This window comes from Neobacillus sp. K501 (assembly GCF_053749995.1).
Genome location: NZ_JBSLYA010000004.1, coordinates 210921 through 228767, shown reverse-complemented (window position 1 = coordinate 228767; position 17847 = coordinate 210921). Strand labels below are relative to the sequence as shown.

The window sequence follows — 17847 nt, the reverse complement described above, 5'->3', positions numbered from 1 at the left end:
GGGAGGCCGACGTTAGTGAAAAAGAAAGTTGCCATTATAGGAGCTGGGCAAGTAGCAGAAAAAGTTCATGTTTCCTATTATCAATCACGAGAAGAACTGGAAGTGGTTGCGGTGGTCAGTCCTAATCCTGGGCGGGTAAAAAGCTTTGCAGAGCGCAACGGGATCCCTCATTACTTTACAAGTGCGGAAGAAATGTATACCGCCATTAGGCCGGATATCGTCAGTGTCTGTACCCCAAACCGTTTCCATTGTGAGAATGTTCTCCTTGCACTTGCCTATGGCTGTGATGTGCTATGTGAAAAACCACCAGCCATTTCTGCAGAGGAAGCGAAGGAAATGAGAGATGCAGCCGAGGCGAATGGCTGTCTGCTTGCCTATAATTTTCACCATCGGTTTGCCGATGATGTCATAATTCTTCGTGAAAAAGTGAAGCAAGGCGAGCTTGGAGAAGTTTATGTAACGAAGGTTAAGGCGTTGCGCCGCTGCGGCATTCCCGGCTGGGGCAGTTTTACCGACAAGGAAGTACAGGGCGGCGGGCCACTAATTGATCTCGGATCACATATGTTGGATGCTGCCCTTTATGTATTGGGATTCCCGAAAATTGAGCGAGTAACAGCAAAAATGTATCAAAAGATTGGTACGAAAAAATCAAAAGGCTCACTTGGAGAATGGGACCCGAAAAGGTATGAGGTTGAGGATAGTTTATTTGGTTTTATTGAGCTTGAAGGCGGAGGTTTGCTGCAGCTTGAAACCTCGTTTGCTTTAAATATAAAAGATACATCGATTATGAATGTGGAATTCTGCGGCGACGAAGCTGGGGCAACTCTTTTTCCAGCTCAGGTCTATAAGGATGAAGGCGGCGAGTTGGTCTATCAATTGGAGAGGGAAACGGCTGATCCTGACCGCCAGCACAAAAGTATGCAAGCATTTATCGATCGATGCTTAGGAGAAGACGTTATGGTGGCGGACGCTAAGCAAGGTTACGTCATTCAACAACTGATCGAAGCATTGTATCAATCTGCTGAAAAAGGTGAAAGTGTAACCCTATGAAGAAAAAACTAGGAATATATGAACATGGTTTCGATTTACATTATTTGAATAAGTATGCGAGCTTGTTAGCTTTAGGGAATGGCTATTTAGGAATGCGCGGCACCCAGGAGGAAGACTACACGGGGCAAACGCGCGGAATGTATGTCGCTGGTGTCTACAATAAAGCAACAGCGAATGAACCATCCGAGATCGTCAATTTACCGGACATTAGCGGAATGCAGATTGAAATTAACGGCAATCCGTTTTCTTTGCTCGATGGTGAGATAGTTTCGTATGAACGAGCATTGCTGTTTGAAACCAGTGAATTGAGACGGGAGCTGGTCTGGAGGAATAAAGAGGGCGCCCGCTATCAGTTTCTCTTTCAACGCTTTGTAAGTAAGGATAATTTGCATATGGCAGCTTCCAAGGTCACGGTCACGAGTCTGGACCATCCTGCCAAGATCAAAATCGTTACCGGGATCGATGCACAACAGACCAACTTCGGGAGACAGCATTTAATCGAAGAAAGTGTCCGGGTATATAACGAAGAAACAATTCAAGGTGTTTATACCACAACAGAATCTGGGGTGACCGTGGCGATTGCTGCAGGTTTTCATGTACCAAGAAAAAGTATGAGGACGTTTTCGGCGAAAAACCGCCAGTTAATGGCCGCTGTTTCCTGTGAGATGGCTCCGAATGAACCGTTTGAGCTTGAAAAAATTACAATGGTTTATACCTCTCATGAGTGTGATGAACCGGAATCTGCCAGTTTGAAGGTTGTTCAAACTCAGACAGCGATTGGGTATGATGCTTTATTGGAACAATCGAATGTGAAATGGCAGGAGTTTTGGCAGCAGAAGCGCGTGACGATTACATCTAGTGACGAGTTCGATCAAACCGCGATGGATTTCGCGCTCTACCACATCGAAATTATGACGCCGGCACATGATGATCGTTTTAGTATTGGTGCCAAAGGTCTAACAGGTGAGGGCTATAAAGGGCATGTATTTTGGGATACGGAAATCTTCCTAGCACCTTTCCATCTTTACACGAATCCGGATACGGCGAAAAAGTTATTGATGTACCGTTATCAGCATTTACAGGAAGCAAAGGAAAAGGCGGCTCAGAATGGTTTTGAGGGAGCCTTGTTTCCGTGGGAAAGTGCTTTTACCGGAAAAGAAGAGACACCGGAGTTCGCGGCCATCAATATTCGGACTGGAACACGTCAAAAGGTTGCTTCTGCCTTAGCGGAGCACCATATCGTAGCAGACATCGCTTTTGCGGTTGTTCAATATTACGAAAACACCAAAGATGAAGATTTTATGAAAAATGAAGGTCTTGCTCTGCTTAAAGAAACAGCACGTTTTTGGATCAGCCGAGCCGTGGAAGAGGGCGGCAAGCTTTCGATTCAGGATGTAATTGGACCGGACGAGTATACGGAGCACATTGATAATAATGCATATACGAATTACATGGCCTTTTACAATGTAGAACAAGCTCTTTATTTTATGGAACAGTATAGGGATGAGGATCCGGCCTTGGTTGAGAAGGGGTGCGAATTCCTCCAGCGTTTACATTTGCCAATGCCGAATGATGAACTGATTATTCCGCAGGATGATACGTTTTTAACGAAGCCGGAAATCGATTTGACCCCTTATAAACAAAAGCAGGGAAGCCAGGCAATTTTACTCGATTATTCACGCCAGGAAGTCAATGAGATGCAGATCCTCAAACAAGCAGATGTTGTAATGCTGCTATACCTCATCCCGGATTTGTTTTCTAGTGAGGTAGTAAGTAAAAACTTATTCTATTACGAAGATCATACGATTCATGATTCATCATTAAGTAAGGCGATTCACTCGATTGTAGCTGCTCGTTGTAATGAAAAAGATGCAGCATACCGTTTCTTTCAGGAAGCTTGCTTGATTGATTTGGGGCCGAATCCACACTCTTCGGACGAAGGGATCCATGCTGCTTCTTTAGGAGCGATTTGGCTGGCTGCAATCTTTGGTTTTGCCAATATGACGATTGGTGAAGACAGGCTGGCGGTCAATCCAAAGCTGCCGGCTAACTGGTCAGAGCTGAAATTCCCATTAAGTTATCAAGGCAGGAAACTAGAAATTCGGCTGACACATGAACGATGTGAGATTCATAAACTCACAGGTTTAGATATAGAGATTGAAATAAATGGACATGTATTCGAATTAAGGGATCATCTAGAAGTTCAGCTTGCAAAATAAATGGGGTGAATATGATGGAGAATAACCGAATTGAGGCAGTTGTGTTTGATTTAGATGGTGTAATCACAGATACAGCGCATTTTCATTTCCTAGCCTGGAAACAACTGGCGGGAGAGCTGGATATCGTGATTGATGAAGTATTTAATGAACGGTTAAAAGGGGTCAGCCGCATGGATTCCCTTGAATTAATTTTACAAGAAGGAAATCGGCAAAACGATTTTACTTTGGCAGAAAAAGAAGAAATGGCGGCAAAGAAGAACGCTCATTACTGCGAATTTTTAAAGGAATTATCACCGGAGGATGTCTTACCAGGAATTCCAGCGTTAATCACGGCGATAAAAGAGGAAGGGATTCCAATTGGTCTTGCTTCTGTTTCAAAAAATGCAGGAACGGTTTTAAAAGCATTGCAGCTAGAAGATGCATTTGATTATTGTGCCGATGCAGCGAAAATCAGCAAATCAAAGCCTGATCCTGAAATCTTTTTGACGGCATGCCTGGGGCTTGGGGCAAATCCAGCGCGTTCGATCGGAGTTGAAGATGCTCAAGCTGGGGTAGAGGCGATTAAAGCTAGCGGAATGTTCGCATTAGGTGTTGGTGAATCGCTAAGAAATACCGATTATAAGGTAGCTTCAACGGACGTCCTAACGTGGGAAAAAATAAAAGCTTTATATTACTAGATTCAAAGGTTGTAGACAAATCTCACTATCATGAAATGTCTACAGCTTTTTTTAGGAGATGATAGAATGTCAATTTTAGTAAAAATAGAAGCAAAGCTAAAGCGTATTTATAAAGCAGACTATCAGGAAAGCTTTTTAGAGCAATTCCGAACATTGATTGAACAATGGGAGAAGCAACAATGGGTTGGAATAAATGCCCCCTCTGAAAAGAATATTTATTTAATTACGTATGGAGACAGTATCTATGAACAAGGAATACCGACGTTAGAAACTTTACATCAATTTCTAAAAGAGGAAGTACAGGATACGATTACCGATGTGCATTTGCTGCCGATGTTCCCATACACCTCAGATGATGGTTTTTCTGTAGTCGATTATAATGAAATTAATCCTGAATTAGGGAAATGGGAACACATCACGAAGATGTCCGAGGATTACAGATTGATGTATGATTTTGTTGCGAATCATATCTCGAAGTCAAGTGAGTGGTTTCAGGGGTATCTTAACGGTGTGGAAAAATATCAGGGATATTTCATTCCTAAGGATTCATCGTTTAACACGGAGAATGTGGTTCGCCCACGAACATCGCCGCTTTTCCATGAGTATGAGGGAAAAGATGGGGTGAAAACGGCTTGGACAACATTCAGTGAAGACCAGGTGGATTTGAACTTTGGCCATTTTCCTGTTCTACTAGAGACAACGGAGATTCTGCTTACTTATGCGCAGAAAGGTGCTTCAAGCATTCGTTTGGATGCAATCGGTTTTATCTGGAAGGAGTCAGGTACTTCGTCCATTCATTTGCCGGAAGCGCATACGATCATTCAGCTGTGGCGTGATGTGTTAAATTATTTTAAACCGAATACGCAGATTATTACCGAAACCAATGTACCTCATCAGGAAAACATCAGCTATTTTGGGGATGGTACCAATGAAGCGCACATGGTGTATCAGTTTTCCCTGCCGCCGTTAGTCCTTCATACGATGACAACCCATGATGCTTCGAAATTGACTTCATGGGCGAAGACGATAGGTAAGGTTTCAGATGAGGCAACCTATTTTAATTTCTTGGCCAGCCATGATGGAATTGGCATGCGACCAACAGAAGGAATTTTAACAGAGGAAGAGAAACAAAGACTGGTAGATAAAGTAGTTGAAAACGGCGGGCGGATTTCGTATAAAACCAATACTGACGGCAGCCAGTCTGTCTATGAGATGAATATTAATTACTCTGATGCGTTGATCAATAAAGGCGAGGATGATACCGAGGAGTTAGCTGTGAAAAAAATGCTGGCTGCTCATTCGATTCTTTTGTCCGTTATCGGAGTACCGGCAATTTACTATCACAGCTTGCTGGGGTCTGGAAATGATTATCAAGGGCTTGAGGAATCTGGAATCAATCGCCGTATCAACCGGGAAAAGCTTGAGATTGGAAAGATTACGAAAGAGCTGGAAGAAAATTCACGCCGCAAAGGGATTTTCCAAGGCTTGCGGAAAATGATTAAGATTCGTCAGGAGCAAAGCGCCTTTTCGCCGTATGCACCGCAATCGGTGGTAGAATTAGGATCGAGCGTATTTGCGTTGAAGCGTCTGAATGAAACGACTGGCGATGAAGTGTTCTTTATCGTCAATGTGGATGCTAAACCGGTGACGGCGGATATCAGTATCAAGGGTCACGACCTGTTAACAGGCAAAGAGGTTGATTCCGTGGTAACGCTTGAGCCGTACCAATTCTTATGGGTAAGGTGAGGAACATGAATTTTTTAATTGCATCGGATTCCTTTAAGGGGTCGCTTTCCTCGATTGAGGTTGGGGAGTGTGTCAAAAAAGGGATATTACGATCGATTCCGGATGCAGGGGTCGTCATCTCCCCAATGGCTGATGGCGGTGAGGGTACGATTGATGCCCTCCTCCACGGCGGTGATGGTCGGGAAATTGAGGTTGAAGTTCATGGTCCGCTTATGGATAGGGTCTTAGCCAGCTATGCTGTTTTTAAGGATGATGTTGTTTTTATCGAATGTGCTAGAAGCAGCGGTTTGCCCTTAGTGCCAGTGGAATTACGAAATCCAATGGTTACCAATACGTATGGATTTGGTGAGCAGATTAAGGATGCGATTGGGAAAGGGTACCGTCATTTCATCCTTTCACTGGGAGGAAGTGCAACCAATGATGGAGGCATCGGAATGTTGCAGGCATTAGGCTGGGAGTTTTTTGATGAAAATGGAGCTCTAATTGGTTGTGAAGGGAATCCGTTATTAAGGGTTGCATCTATTTCGGATGATCATGTAATACCGGAATTAGCTGTATGTACCTTTGTCGCAGCCAGTGATGTCACCAATCCATTTTATGGACCTAACGGGGCAGCTCATATTTTTGCCAAACAAAAAGGGGCAAGTAAGAGTCAGATTCTTGAACTGGATGCCGCGTTGAAGCGGTTTGCAACTATGATTGAGGAAGTCTATGGCGTCGATGTTCAAGAAATGGCAGGAGCGGGAGCAGCGGGAGGATTAGGTGGTGCGATTGTAGGGCCACTAAAAGGATCTATTCGTTCGGGAGTAGAGCTGGTCATGGAGTTAACAGGCATCGATGAAAAAGTAAAGACTGCCGATGTTGTGATAACCGGAGAGGGAAGCTTGGATAATCAGTCTGCCATGGGAAAAGTACCTTTTGGAATCGCCAAGTTAGCCAAACAATATGGCAAACCTGTAATTGGCATTGCCGGCAGAATTGATACAGACCTTGAAGAAGTAAATAAATACTTTAATGGTGTCTTTTCGATACAAACAGAATGTCGTACCTTGGAAGAAGCGATGAAACCAGAGGTATCTGCATTGCAGGTAGAGGTTAATGCAGAGCAAATTGCTCGAGTGATTGCATTTCGGAGATAAAGTGGCGGCCAAGTAATTTGAAAAATGCCAATCGACTAATGGAAGTGGTCACGAGAATGCCCTTGTGACCACAATGAAAGTTTATAGAAAATGGTGCGCTTGAAATAAAAATTTAAGCGTTTTGTTTTGTTTAGTTTGGAAATTTTTAATTGGAACTATCTTCGTTAACAGAATTGCTCCTAATTAACCAGTCATTGATCAATCCTTGTACTATTTTACGTTTTTCTATATGAAGCATATGACCTGCTTGGTCTAGAATCGCAAACGTAGCATTAGGAAATTTATCAAGAAGAAAATAGTGATCTTTATATCCACAGATTGAATCCTGTTTCCCTAAGATGATAAGTGCAGTTTGCGTAAGTGTTTCAACATCCTTAAAAGGTTCCTCGGAAAGGAAATACCCTTTTTCTCTCCAATTTGACAGTAGAAAATGTCTATTGGCTGATAAGCGCCCTGGTTGAATTTCGTTTAAAAAGTATGCAAATTTCTCTTTATCTTGATAAATCATCAATGTTTCAAATGCCATTCTAATATCAGCATCCAGTTCCTTTAATAAATCTTCATCTTTTGTAAAAACAATTTTATTAGGAAGATTTCTTTCTTTTAAATGAAGGGCAGTAGCCAGCAAACAAATACTTCTTACGTTTTTTCGTTTATGGTGTAAGACACCTTGTGCCATATACCCCCCAAACGAAAAACCAATCAGAGAAAATTCTTGGTCGGGAATGGTTTTATCAATAAAATCTAAAATATTTATAAGTATGTCATCGGAAGAATTGAAATCTTCATCAATCCCACTTTGGCCATGTGCTGGTAAATCTATATATATTCTCTGGAAACCATGATTTTTACTAAAAATCGGTTCTATCCATGCTTTCATCGATCTATGGTCAGTACCCATTGAATGCATGATTATGATTGGAAAACCGCTTCCTACGGTTTCATAATAAATACTACCTTTCGCAACTAAGCATTCCATTCAAATCTTTCTCCTTATTCATGTTTCTTTTATTCAGCCACTTCCAATCTTTATAATTCTCTATTAAGTTGTAAATACCTTTTCTGCATGCTTCATAACCTTGTTCTTACGATTTCGCATTGTCTATCTTATATATCTGCTCGTTTCTAGGTGGCTGTCACCACCCAAAGTTTGTTGGTTAAGCAACTTTCGATAATTTTGACCTCGATGCAATACTTTGGAAGATATGATACAAATAAAAGAATGCCAAGCACAGACCAGCTAGCGTCGTGGTGCTCAGCATTCTTTTTATTCTTTGCCCCTATTCGTATTCGTCGAAGTAGTCTTGGTTTATGACGGTAAATTGATCGATGGTTTCACCTTCAGATGTGATGGTCGTAAAAGTAATTTGGTCTTTGTCAACTTTTGCATGCATGGAAACGGCGATGTTGTCCATGTTGACGAAGTCGAATTTTTCATCTGCTACTGCGTCATAGTGTTTTTTACCGGTTGTACCTGCGACGACATAAACGGTTCCATTCGGATCTTCTTTGCCGTCTTTTAGTTTCTTTGTTCTGCCATAGGAATGATCATGGCCTGAGAAGACGATGTCAATTCCTAATTCATCCACGACTGGCGGCAGTTTTTCCTTCATGATTTCATTACCGCCAAACGGATTTGTATAATATGGAGGCTTGTGTGTCACAAGAATTTTCCAAGGCTTGTCGGAATTTTTCACGTCCTCTTTCAGCCACTCGAGCTGCTGGTTCAGAACCTCGGCATCGCTTGTAAAGCCTAATACACTAATATGAATATTATTGTAATCCACTGAATACGTCCCGCCTTTGTCCACATCAGGCCCATTTTCAGGTGAGTTAAAAATGGACTTAGCTAATTGGCCGTTGGCATCTCCCATATATTCATGGTTTCCTAGAGTTGCGACCAGGTCAGTCGAACGAATCTTGCTGTAATGACTCATGATTCCTAAAACGTCATCCCATTGCTTAAATTTCGCTGATTCATCAATCAGGTCACCGACATGAATCATAAAGTCTAAATCTTTTTGATTTAAATCACTAAGGATTTGATCAAAGAGACTTAAATCCGCAGGGGATTGGGTGTCACCTAAAACCGCAAATTCGAAGCTTTGCTTTCTTTGTAATGTGCTGAATTCTTGCAGTTCTGACCAGTTTTCACCATCGCCGACACGATAGACATAGGTTGTACCCTGTTGTAATTTTGTTAAGGTAACCTCGTTTACGCGAACCATTCCGTTTTTCTTAATATCCTGTTCACCGGAAAATACTTGGTCACTAAAGGTCCCCCGGGCGGTTTCAAATGAACGGTACTTATCGTAATCCTTCTTTCTTGCAAATTGAATGACAGTTTTGTCGTGTGCGAGCGGGCTCGACATCCAAGTGAATCCTTTTTCTTGATAAGGGTCACCGGTTGGCGTGCTAATCACATTTTTGATTTCTGTCTCAGCTGCAAGGGCTGGATAGGTTTGCGTGTTCAGGTTAAACGAATATTTGCCATCCTTAATGGCATATAAGGCGATTTTCTTGACTTCATTCGTAATCGAATCAACACGGAGCGTTCCAGTTTCATCGGTTTTTCCTAGTAAAACCGGCTCCTTGCTGCCATCAATCATCGCGAAAACTTCTGCACCACTAACATTTTCATTATTTTTCACGGTGATCAAAGCGGGCTTCCCAATTAATATCGGTTCTGCCGCGATATCAAAAGCACCTTTGACTTCAACGCTCGCTGGTTCCATTGAAAAAGTAGAAACAAAATTCGCTTCTTTTGGTGCGGCATAGTTTAAGCTTGCCTCTGCAATTTCGTAAGTCACTTTGCTGCCTTCCTTCGTTGAAGCAGGAATACGGACGTGAATCGTTGTTGCGTCGACTGCCGCTGCCGCTTCACCGCTATTGACAAGATTCAAAGTAAGCAGCCCTGTTTTAACATCATAGCTGGAAGTACTGGTGTTAAATCCATTTGAAAAAATAACATCTTCCACCGGATAGTTTTTATCGAGCTGGACCTTAATTGATGTTCCAGTGATTTCAGCTGGATTTGCCACTTTAACAACAAGGTTGAACACATCACCAAGCAAGGCTTGTTCTTGGGCTTTTGTGATTTCTACCTTGGCTGAGCCGGTGTTGACAGTAAAATACGCTGTCTTTATCGCTTGGTTTCCAAATTTATCAGGAATCAAAAGTGTGACTTGATGTGTCCCATCGGCAAATTTCAGATCGCTTAATGATACAGAACCATCCATATCATAGGAATAATGGCCTTCCGCTTTGGAAAAATCCTTTCCGTCTATGAAAATTCTAATTTTTTCCCAATCAATTCCTGTTTTAAAAGGATCGTCTTCATATTCATTTACGTTTGCTCTTATATTCACCGCATTTGTTGTGAATGCTTGACCTTCTACGTTAAGCGACTGAATCACAGGAGGATGTAAATCATCGACTTTTTCCCCGTAAACGGCTCGGATATTATCGATATATATGGACCCTTTGGTCATTGGTCCGGTGATTCCTGATTTTGTTGACATTAATCGGACAGCTTGAGTTCCGTGAATTTTGAACGGACCGGTAAACGAGCTAGGAATCTCTGCTTCGATATATTTCCAGCCAGTCCAATCAATCCCCGGATTTTCCCCTGTAAGATTGATGGTTTGATTTTTTCCGTTACCATCGACAATCATCATTCGCAGCCAGTAGCCTTGAGCTTCCGGCGTCCCATAGACCCACATTCCGATGCTTGACGGGTTATCGTCAATGGCTTTGTTTATACCAGGACCTGCATAAACACCAAGAGTTGTTCCAGTTTGGGCATTGGTAAAATCAAAATCCAGTTTTAAAGATTGATTGTCAAATCGAACGGGTGCTGGATATTCACTAAGGCTTAGCGTTCCTTTTTCTCCGCGGCCTGCCGTTGATGTTCTCCAGGTTCCGAGGTCTTTTTCAAAATCGAACAAGACTTCAGGCAGTTTTCCAACCGAAACTTTTATTTGTGCTGAGAGTGCGGAGTCTTTCAAGCGCGCGGTGATTGTTCCGGAAACGGTTTTATCTCCTGTGTTCAGGACGCCGTTTTCATCAATGGTTCCCATACCATCAGGGATTTCAAACTCGATATCTTGTAAATTCCAATCTACCACTCTCTTTTGGAATTTTGTCACTAAGCCGAGGTTGATCTCACTATTCTTCGCACCGGTTAATTCCGATGAAGTGAAACTCATCTCATCCGGCTTGGCGATTTCCATGATACTTTTGCCAATCTCTGTACCTTGATATTTTAGTAAAATATGAAATTGACCCGTTTTTCCATTAGAAGTAAACTTGCCAGTTTCGTCGATGGTGCCGAAGGATGGGTCTGCTAATTCCCACGTTAGACCAGAGTCTGGCATAGGTGCTGATGCCATTGACTTGTCTCTTCCTTTGGCAGTAAATTGAATCGTAGAGCCAGGGGTAAAGGATAGATCATACGGTTCAATATGGGCAGAATGGAAAATATGATCGGATGGCTCTTTTGTCACAACCTGCCAGGAGTTCGCGACACTTCGTTCGGAACGGTCAGAAGGTTGGTTGTCGACCTCAAGCGTGTCGCCGCCTAGTTGACGAGTTGTGAATGTTGAAGAACCGCCGCCATCAAGGTTTAACGCATCGACGGCCCCTAAATCGATCATTAATTGGGCCAAATCAGGCATTGAGATTCCAGTTGAATACGGTTCTTGTCTTCCGTCAATCACCACAAAAAATACGTCGCCGTCCGCTTTGATCCCAACGGCGGTTCGTGGCTCCCTATCTGCACCTGTTTGCGGAGTTTGATAGATTTGACCATTTTTTACAAGAATGGCATTTCCGCCTAAAGCTTCCTGCAATTGATCCTTCATCGCATCATATTCAGCGGCGGAACCAATCACGGCTTGTCCTGACTTTGTCATCGCAAAGAATTTCCAATTGCCATTCTCGGCCTTAATAGCTTGCCCGTCCTTGTAAACAATCCCATGCGGTTCACCTGTCGCCATATTATAAAAATCCGCGTTAACTGCAGCGACAATTGTATGGTTATCTCCATTTGCGGCTTCGGCCTGTTTTCGAACCGGCTGGAGACTATAGGCTTCGCCGTCATTCGGTGTACCTGCTTCAATCGAAACACTAGGATTATGTACATCCACGTCGACTACAAAACTCTCAATCTTTTTTCCGTCTTTTCCTTCAAAACTGTAATGCTTTTCTCTTACACCAGGTGCAAGCTCAGCTTGATACTGGTTGATCGCTGTTTGAACAAGGGGCGAGGTTAATTCGAAGTTCCCTAATGCCGAAGTAAGACTTGGTGAAACCACACTACTTGCCAATGTGAAAGTTAAGGTAATCGGTAAAATCCTCTTTTTCCAAAAATTCCTCATAATGCGCCTCCCTTTACTTAGGTTTGATTTAATATTTTATATAACCTATTAAAATATTAAACTTTTATTTCGATTAGGATAAAAAAATTTACAAAATCTATATTGGGAAAAAAACTCCCTTTGATTTACGTCACCACCTAACATCGCCAATGATTGAGAAATTCTACTAAAAAACGACGTTAAATTCATAATATCGGAAAATTGTTAATTTAATATTTAATTAATGTTAAGAATGGTGCCTGTCACGTCTCGAGTTTTGTCGAACTTTTTTATTTATTTTTTGGCACTCGATCTTTCTATCATTTACATTTCCTCAATAAATGTTTACTGATAATTTACAAGATTTAAACTACTCCTTAATACTCCCCATTTACTATAGAACTAGTTTTAAAACTTGATTGATGGGGAGAGAAGGACATTATGAAGAATGATAATTCTAAAAACGGCTTGAACAGAAGAGATTTTTTAAAAGCGGGAGGAATGAGTACGCTTGCTCTTACACTTGGATCCACTGGAGTATTTGCTCTTGGTTCAAAAGCATTTGCGGATACTACCAATAATCCAACTAGCGGATTTGGCGGGTATGGCCCTTTAGTTCCGGACCCAAATGGTATTCTTGATCTTCCAGAAGGTTTCCATTACAAAATTATTTCCGTAGAAGGCAATCTGATGACTGATGGGCGAAAAATCCCTGGTGCTTTTGATGGAATGGCAGCTTTTGAAGGTCCAAACAATATGACCATTCTTGTTCGAAATCATGAATTGGGGACGGGCGCAGCATTTGGAAGCAATCCTTATGATGCGGCTGCTCAAGGTGGTACAACAGCTCTAGTTGTAGGTCCAAATCGAGAAGTTATCAAAGAATATGTAACCTCATCAGGTACAATTCGAAATTGTGCTGGTGGAGCGACACCATGGGGTACATGGCTAACTTGTGAGGAAACACGTTCTGCGACACACGGATATGTATTCGAAGTAGATCCACAGCAGCCGGAAAACGAATTGTCCAAAACTCCAATCAAGGAAATGGGGCGTTTTTCACACGAGGCTTGTGCAATCGACCCAGCTACAGGATATGTATACTTAACTGAGGATGCAAGCCCAAGCTTTCTTTACCGCTTTATCCCAAATGACACTAGCCAACAGCCAGGTGCCCTGCAAAAAGGCGGTAAGCTTTATGCAGCTGCGATTGAAGCAGTAACAGATCCGTCAGCAAGTACCTTTAAAACAGGACAAAAATTCCAAATCGTTTGGAAAGAACTTGATCCACACCTTTGCGTCGAGGACGCTAAGGCAAAAAAGTGCATTCAATTCAGTAGATTAGAGGGAGCGTTCTTCCAATCAGGTGTCTTCTGGTTTGATGACACATCTGCCGGAGACAAAAAACTTGGACGTATTTACCGTTATATCCCAGCAACCAATACATTGGAGCTTTTCTATGAGGGAACCGATGTACGCGAAATGGAATATCCAGATAATATCTGCATGACTCCATGGGGCGACCTTTGGTATGCAGAAGACGGTTCAGGTGACGATCGACTTATGGGGATTACTCCAGAAGGCAAAATCTATCCATTTGCCCACAACCGTCAAAGTGGGTCTGAATTGGCGGGTCCAACGTTCTCGCCGGATGGAAACACGCTTTTTGTTAATATTCAAAGCCCGGGCCAAACCTTTGCAATCTGGGGACCGTTCCAACGCAGAAATTCTGCGCGTGCAAGGGAAATGTCTTATGCTACTCCTTCGAAACAGTTTGCACCAAAGGTTTCTGACGAGCTGGTTAAGTTTGCCGAAAGCCAGGGTATGTCCGTTCTTGAAGCGGCAGCATTTGAGCGTCACGGATTAAAAATCTGAGATTAATAGAATTTTTACCTAAAAAAGATGTAAGCCCACTTGTGGGGCTTACGTCTTTTATAAGATGATAGCTTCTATTTCAATGTAAAAATCAATATTTAGGGAGGAATGAGTAAGTGATTATCAGCAGAATGAAAAATATGAAATTGGTACTGTGCCTGATGTCTATTGCACTTTTTATGGTGTCGCTATTTGGGTTGCAGACAAAGGCGGGGGCGAAAGAAATGGAGTTTGGACGAGGACTGCCGGTTAATGTGAAGGTCATGTCTTATAACATTCATCACGCAGAAGGCGTTGACGGTGTATTAGATATAGAACGAATTGCAAGGATTATTGAGGAGGAAGAGGCAGATATCATTGGGCTGCAGGAAGTGGACAACCACTGGTCGGAGCGCAGTGATTTTCAAGATCAGGCAAAGTGGCTGGCTGAGAGGCTGGGAATGTTTTATGTTTATGCAGCCAACTTAGACAGAGATCCATTAAATGAAGGTGAGCCGCGCCGTCAGTATGGGACTGCAATCTTAAGTAAATACCCAATTTTGCATTCTGAAAATCATCCCCTCACAAAAATCGGAAATACGGAACAGCGAGGCCTGCTTGAAGCGGCCATCAATGTAAAAGGAAATCATCTTCATTTTTATAATACTCACCTCGCTTTAACCACTGCAGAGAGAGAAATACAGATGAAGGAAATCATTGCGATTACGGGTGAATCAAAAGGACCAAAAGTGATTATGGGAGATTTAAACGCAGTCCCAGAAAGCATTGAAATGCAGCCGATGTATGCTCAATATCTTGATGTGTTTGCGGATCAGCCTGAAGCGTACACCTATCCTGCTGTAAATCCTACAAAACGTATCGATTATATTTTTACATCAGCAGATGTTAAAACAGTGGAAACCGAGGTTCTCCAAACATTAGCGTCCGACCACCTGCCATTAACCGCAGAACTTGTATTAGAGAGAATGGATCCATTTAATAATGGTGGAAAGTAAGATAGAAGTTCCCGGTAGAGGTAACAAAATGCCCGCTGAGCTGTAATTGCTTGGCGGGTTTTTGTGGTGCCAGTCACCACCAGGATTTTGTCATTCGGATTTTACCGGGGTGCCACAGGTATGGGAGCTTGAGCGCGGTCCATGGGATTTTGAAGATTTGACCATGAATAAGGACAAAAACAAATTAGTGTTCGCGATGAATGAAGGGGGAAACTCCAAAGGGTTTCTAGTAAATTTGGAGCGAAGTACCCTTTTTACGTGGGACACACCTATGGGGGTTATCACCAATCTCAGATTTTCTCCCGATCATCAAAAGCTGGCCTATGTGTTAAATTGCCCCACCAACCCTTCTGATATTTGGGAGCTTGACCTTAAAACGCGTGTAGCTAGTCACAAGACCTCTCCTGTAATTACATCAACTAGTACAAAACCATAACAAGGGTGCCCCCAAAATATAGGTGGCACCCTCATTTTTTACAACACCTAAAATGGCTTAGTTATCTCTCAAAATCGGCTGGTCAATCACGTCGGTATCGAGTTGATTGACGGAGCTGACCCCGGTGAAGGTCACATTTTGTAATCCAGTATTGGAAGAGCCTGAACCATGCAAATTTTTGGAGGCGCTTTTAGGGGAGATGAATAACGAATCGCCAAATTGGACCACTCCGCCACTAATGGTTTCAATTTTTACTGGCACTGGGAAGTTTGACATTTCGGAACATCCTTTACCATTTAATATTCTAATTTATGCGGCTTTTCTAGTTTATGTTCAAGAACCACTCTAAAAAAACATGCAACCCCAAAATAAGGGATTGCATGTTACTAGGCTAAGAATATAAAGAGTCTTTTATAAATAACTTTATAAAATCCTCCGGGGGAACGGGCCTGCTGAAAAAGTAACCTTGAATTTGATCGCAGCCGTTCTGACGGAGGAAGACAAATTCTTTATCCGTTTCTACCCCTTCCGCGACAACATTCATTTTTAATTCGTGTGCTAAATTCAACGTATATTTAATAATAGGCGCATCATTTTCTAAAAAATTCCGAATCAAACTTTGATCGATTTTTATGGTATCAAGCTTAAACTTTTTGAGATAAAGAACAGAAGAATAGCCTGTTCCAAAATCATCAAGAGAGATTTTTATTCCTAACTTTTTAAAGGTTGAAATCGCTGATAGAAATGTTTCTTCATTCTGAATAAGGGTGCTTTCTGTAATTTCCAACTCTAACAAACTAGGATTTACCCCTGATTCATTCAATATCTTTAAGAATGTCTCTACCCAATCACATTTGAAAAAACAATTAGGTGAAATATTTATCGAAATGGGTACAATGGGTACATTCTGTTCTTCCCAGCTTCGTATTTGCTCACAAACTCTACGGACGGTCCAATTGGTCAGCTTAATGATTAAGCCATTCTCTTCTGCCAAAGGGATAAATTGCCCTGGAGAAATCATGCCATCTTTGCCGTGCTGCCAGCGGATTAAGGCCTCTGCACCTGTAATCTTCCCTGTCTTCGCGTCGACTTTTGGCTGATAATGCAGCAAAAATTCATTTTTAGTGAAAGCCTTTCTTAAATCTTTATCGAGCGTATAAAATTTAAAAAGCTCTCGGTCCATGGAAGGAGAATAGATTTGGTAACTGTTCTTTCCTGTTTCCTTTACACGATGTAAGGCGATGTCTGCGTGACTAATTAATGTCTGTGGATCGTTGTTTTCGTCATTGGAAATGCCGATGCCGATGCTGGTTGAAATATACAATTCATATTCCTGAATAAAAAACGGTTCTTCTAACGAAGCAAGCATTTTTTTTGCAACAGAGATGGGATATTCTAGGTTTTCGATATCACGAATGAATATCGAGAACTCATCTCCATCCATTCTAGCAATTAGATCGTCAACATTTACACATTGCTTCAATCTATAGGTGATTTCTAGTAATAATTTATCCCCAACTTCATGTCCAAAGGTATCATTAATACGTTTAAACCCATCCAGATCTAAATACATTACAGCAAACTTATTATGGGTCTTGAATGTTTTAGAAGTATTAATGAATTTGTCCAGCTCTTTTTCAAACATTCGTCGGTTCGGGAGTTCGGTTAAGAGGTCGTGGTAGGCTAAATAGGTCATCTTTTCTTCAGAGTTTTTGAGGGTGGTAATGTCGATTCCAACTCCCTCGAGCCGAATAAGATTCCCTTTATCATCAAGAATCGGGTTGGTCTCATCTTGAATCCAACGAATTTCACCATTCTTGTGCAAAATCCGATAGATGATTTTTGATTTTTCACCTTTTATAAGTTTAGGATATTTTCCTCTAAAAACCTCTCGATCCTCTTCTGCAATTAAATCTTCCCAGCTGATTTCATTTTCTACAAATTGATAAGAAGAGTAACCAGTGATGGATTCTACACCTTTTGAACAAAATAGCACTTCATATGAGTTCCAATCCGCTGACCATAAATAGATATCAAGATTGTTTGAAAGATCATTAGCTGATTCTATGATTTCTGCGATATTCTTTCTCTTTTTATTTTCCATTTTTAAAGCCCCTATTCGCATGGCGATACCCGCCATGGCTGAATAATCCATGATTCAATAGGAACATATTTCCTCCTATCCCAATAAACCGAAAGTTCTAGTGTTGTTTTAGTAAATATAGCATATTTTTCGTTGGAAAGGGGTGGATTGTTGGAGGAATAATTTTCAAACCCTATTGGATGTTTTTATATGCACTTTCATATTTATCAAAATATATTCGAGGGGATTTCTAGAGAATTTTGTGAAAAC

12 protein-coding genes are annotated in these 17847 nt (G+C 41.7%); 8 read left to right on the top strand and 4 right to left on the bottom strand.

The features are described from left to right. Positions 1–15 precede the first annotated feature (15 nt). The 5 genes from ACWM35_RS11750 (at position 16) to ACWM35_RS11730 (ending at position 6831) form a co-directional block, all read left to right on the top strand. A complete protein-coding gene (locus ACWM35_RS11750) occupies positions 16–1050 on the top strand; it encodes a Gfo/Idh/MocA family protein (protein ID WP_454818562.1) in 1035 nt (344 codons plus the stop codon). Further along, entirely contained in the window at positions 1047–3269 is a 2223-nt protein-coding gene (locus tag ACWM35_RS11745; RefSeq protein WP_454818560.1) for a glycoside hydrolase family 65 protein, read from the top strand. The genes ACWM35_RS11750 and ACWM35_RS11745 overlap by 4 nt, the downstream gene beginning before the upstream one ends. Positions 3270–3283: 14 nt before the next feature. Continuing rightward, positions 3284–3946, top strand: coding sequence for a beta-phosphoglucomutase (gene pgmB / locus ACWM35_RS11740; protein WP_454818558.1), 663 nt, complete (start codon positions 3284–3286; stop codon positions 3944–3946). 66 nt (positions 3947–4012) lie between these two features. Further along, positions 4013–5692, top strand: a complete 1680-nt coding sequence (locus tag ACWM35_RS11735; protein WP_454818556.1) for an alpha-amylase family glycosyl hydrolase — start codon at positions 4013–4015, stop codon at positions 5690–5692. 5 nt (positions 5693–5697) lie between these two features. Continuing rightward, positions 5698–6831, top strand: a complete 1134-nt coding sequence (locus ACWM35_RS11730; RefSeq protein ID WP_454818554.1) for a glycerate kinase family protein — start codon at positions 5698–5700, stop codon at positions 6829–6831. 145 nt (positions 6832–6976) lie between these two features. Here ACWM35_RS11730 and ACWM35_RS11725 read toward each other — a convergent pair whose 3' ends face one another. Together ACWM35_RS11725 and ACWM35_RS11720 are read right to left on the bottom strand one after the other, a co-directional pair. Continuing rightward, positions 6977–7810 (bottom strand): alpha/beta fold hydrolase, encoded by an 834-nt coding sequence (locus tag ACWM35_RS11725; RefSeq protein WP_454818552.1) that lies wholly within the window; start codon positions 7808–7810, stop codon positions 6977–6979. 301 nt (positions 7811–8111) lie between these two features. Next, positions 8112–12209, bottom strand: coding sequence for a phosphodiester glycosidase family protein (locus ACWM35_RS11720; RefSeq protein ID WP_454818551.1), 4098 nt, complete (start codon positions 12207–12209; stop codon positions 8112–8114). A 420-nt stretch (positions 12210–12629) separates the two neighbouring features. On the opposite strand from ACWM35_RS11720, the gene ACWM35_RS11715 reads away from it, so the two are divergent. The 3 genes from ACWM35_RS11715 (at position 12630) to ACWM35_RS11705 (ending at position 15494) form a co-directional block, all read left to right on the top strand. Next, positions 12630–14063 (top strand): alkaline phosphatase PhoX, encoded by a 1434-nt coding sequence (locus tag ACWM35_RS11715; RefSeq protein ID WP_454818549.1) that lies wholly within the window; start codon positions 12630–12632, stop codon positions 14061–14063. Positions 14064–14179: 116 nt separating this feature from the next. Further along, positions 14180–15058 (top strand): endonuclease/exonuclease/phosphatase family protein, encoded by an 879-nt coding sequence (locus ACWM35_RS11710; protein WP_454818547.1) that lies wholly within the window; start codon positions 14180–14182, stop codon positions 15056–15058. Between the two features lie 109 nt (positions 15059–15167). Beyond that, positions 15168–15494: a hypothetical protein gene (locus ACWM35_RS11705; protein ID WP_454818545.1), complete on the top strand. Its 327-nt coding sequence runs from the start codon at positions 15168–15170 to the stop codon at positions 15492–15494. A 57-nt stretch (positions 15495–15551) separates the two neighbouring features. Here ACWM35_RS11705 and ACWM35_RS11700 read toward each other — a convergent pair whose 3' ends face one another. Beyond that, positions 15552–15770 (bottom strand): spore germination protein, encoded by a 219-nt coding sequence (locus ACWM35_RS11700; RefSeq protein WP_454818543.1) that lies wholly within the window; start codon positions 15768–15770, stop codon positions 15552–15554. A gap of 115 nt (positions 15771–15885) precedes the next feature. Continuing rightward, positions 15886–17598, bottom strand: coding sequence for a bifunctional diguanylate cyclase/phosphodiesterase (locus ACWM35_RS11695; protein ID WP_454818541.1), 1713 nt, complete (start codon positions 17596–17598; stop codon positions 15886–15888). Between the last annotated feature and the right edge of the window lie 249 nt (positions 17599–17847).

What these genes read in the sequence shown, in the direction of transcription:
- ACWM35_RS11725 (WP_454818552.1), bottom strand. Translation starts at nt 7,810, where the DNA reads ATGGAATGCTTAGTTGCGAAAGGTAGTATTTATTATGAAACCGTAGGA.
- ACWM35_RS11695 (WP_454818541.1), bottom strand. Translation starts at nt 17,598, where the DNA reads ATGGAAAATAAAAAGAGAAAGAATATCGCAGAAATCATAGAATCAGCT.
- ACWM35_RS11730 (WP_454818554.1), top strand. Translation starts at nt 5,698, where the DNA reads ATGAATTTTTTAATTGCATCGGATTCCTTTAAGGGGTCGCTTTCCTCG.
- ACWM35_RS11720 (WP_454818551.1), bottom strand. Translation starts at nt 12,209, where the DNA reads ATGAGGAATTTTTGGAAAAAGAGGATTTTACCGATTACCTTAACTTTC.
- pgmB (WP_454818558.1), top strand. Translation starts at nt 3,284, where the DNA reads ATGGAGAATAACCGAATTGAGGCAGTTGTGTTTGATTTAGATGGTGTA.
- ACWM35_RS11700 (WP_454818543.1), bottom strand. Translation starts at nt 15,770, where the DNA reads ATGTCAAACTTCCCAGTGCCAGTAAAAATTGAAACCATTAGTGGCGGA.
- ACWM35_RS11745 (WP_454818560.1), top strand. Translation starts at nt 1,047, where the DNA reads ATGAAGAAAAAACTAGGAATATATGAACATGGTTTCGATTTACATTAT.
- ACWM35_RS11735 (WP_454818556.1), top strand. Translation starts at nt 4,013, where the DNA reads ATGTCAATTTTAGTAAAAATAGAAGCAAAGCTAAAGCGTATTTATAAA.
- ACWM35_RS11715 (WP_454818549.1), top strand. Translation starts at nt 12,630, where the DNA reads ATGAAGAATGATAATTCTAAAAACGGCTTGAACAGAAGAGATTTTTTA.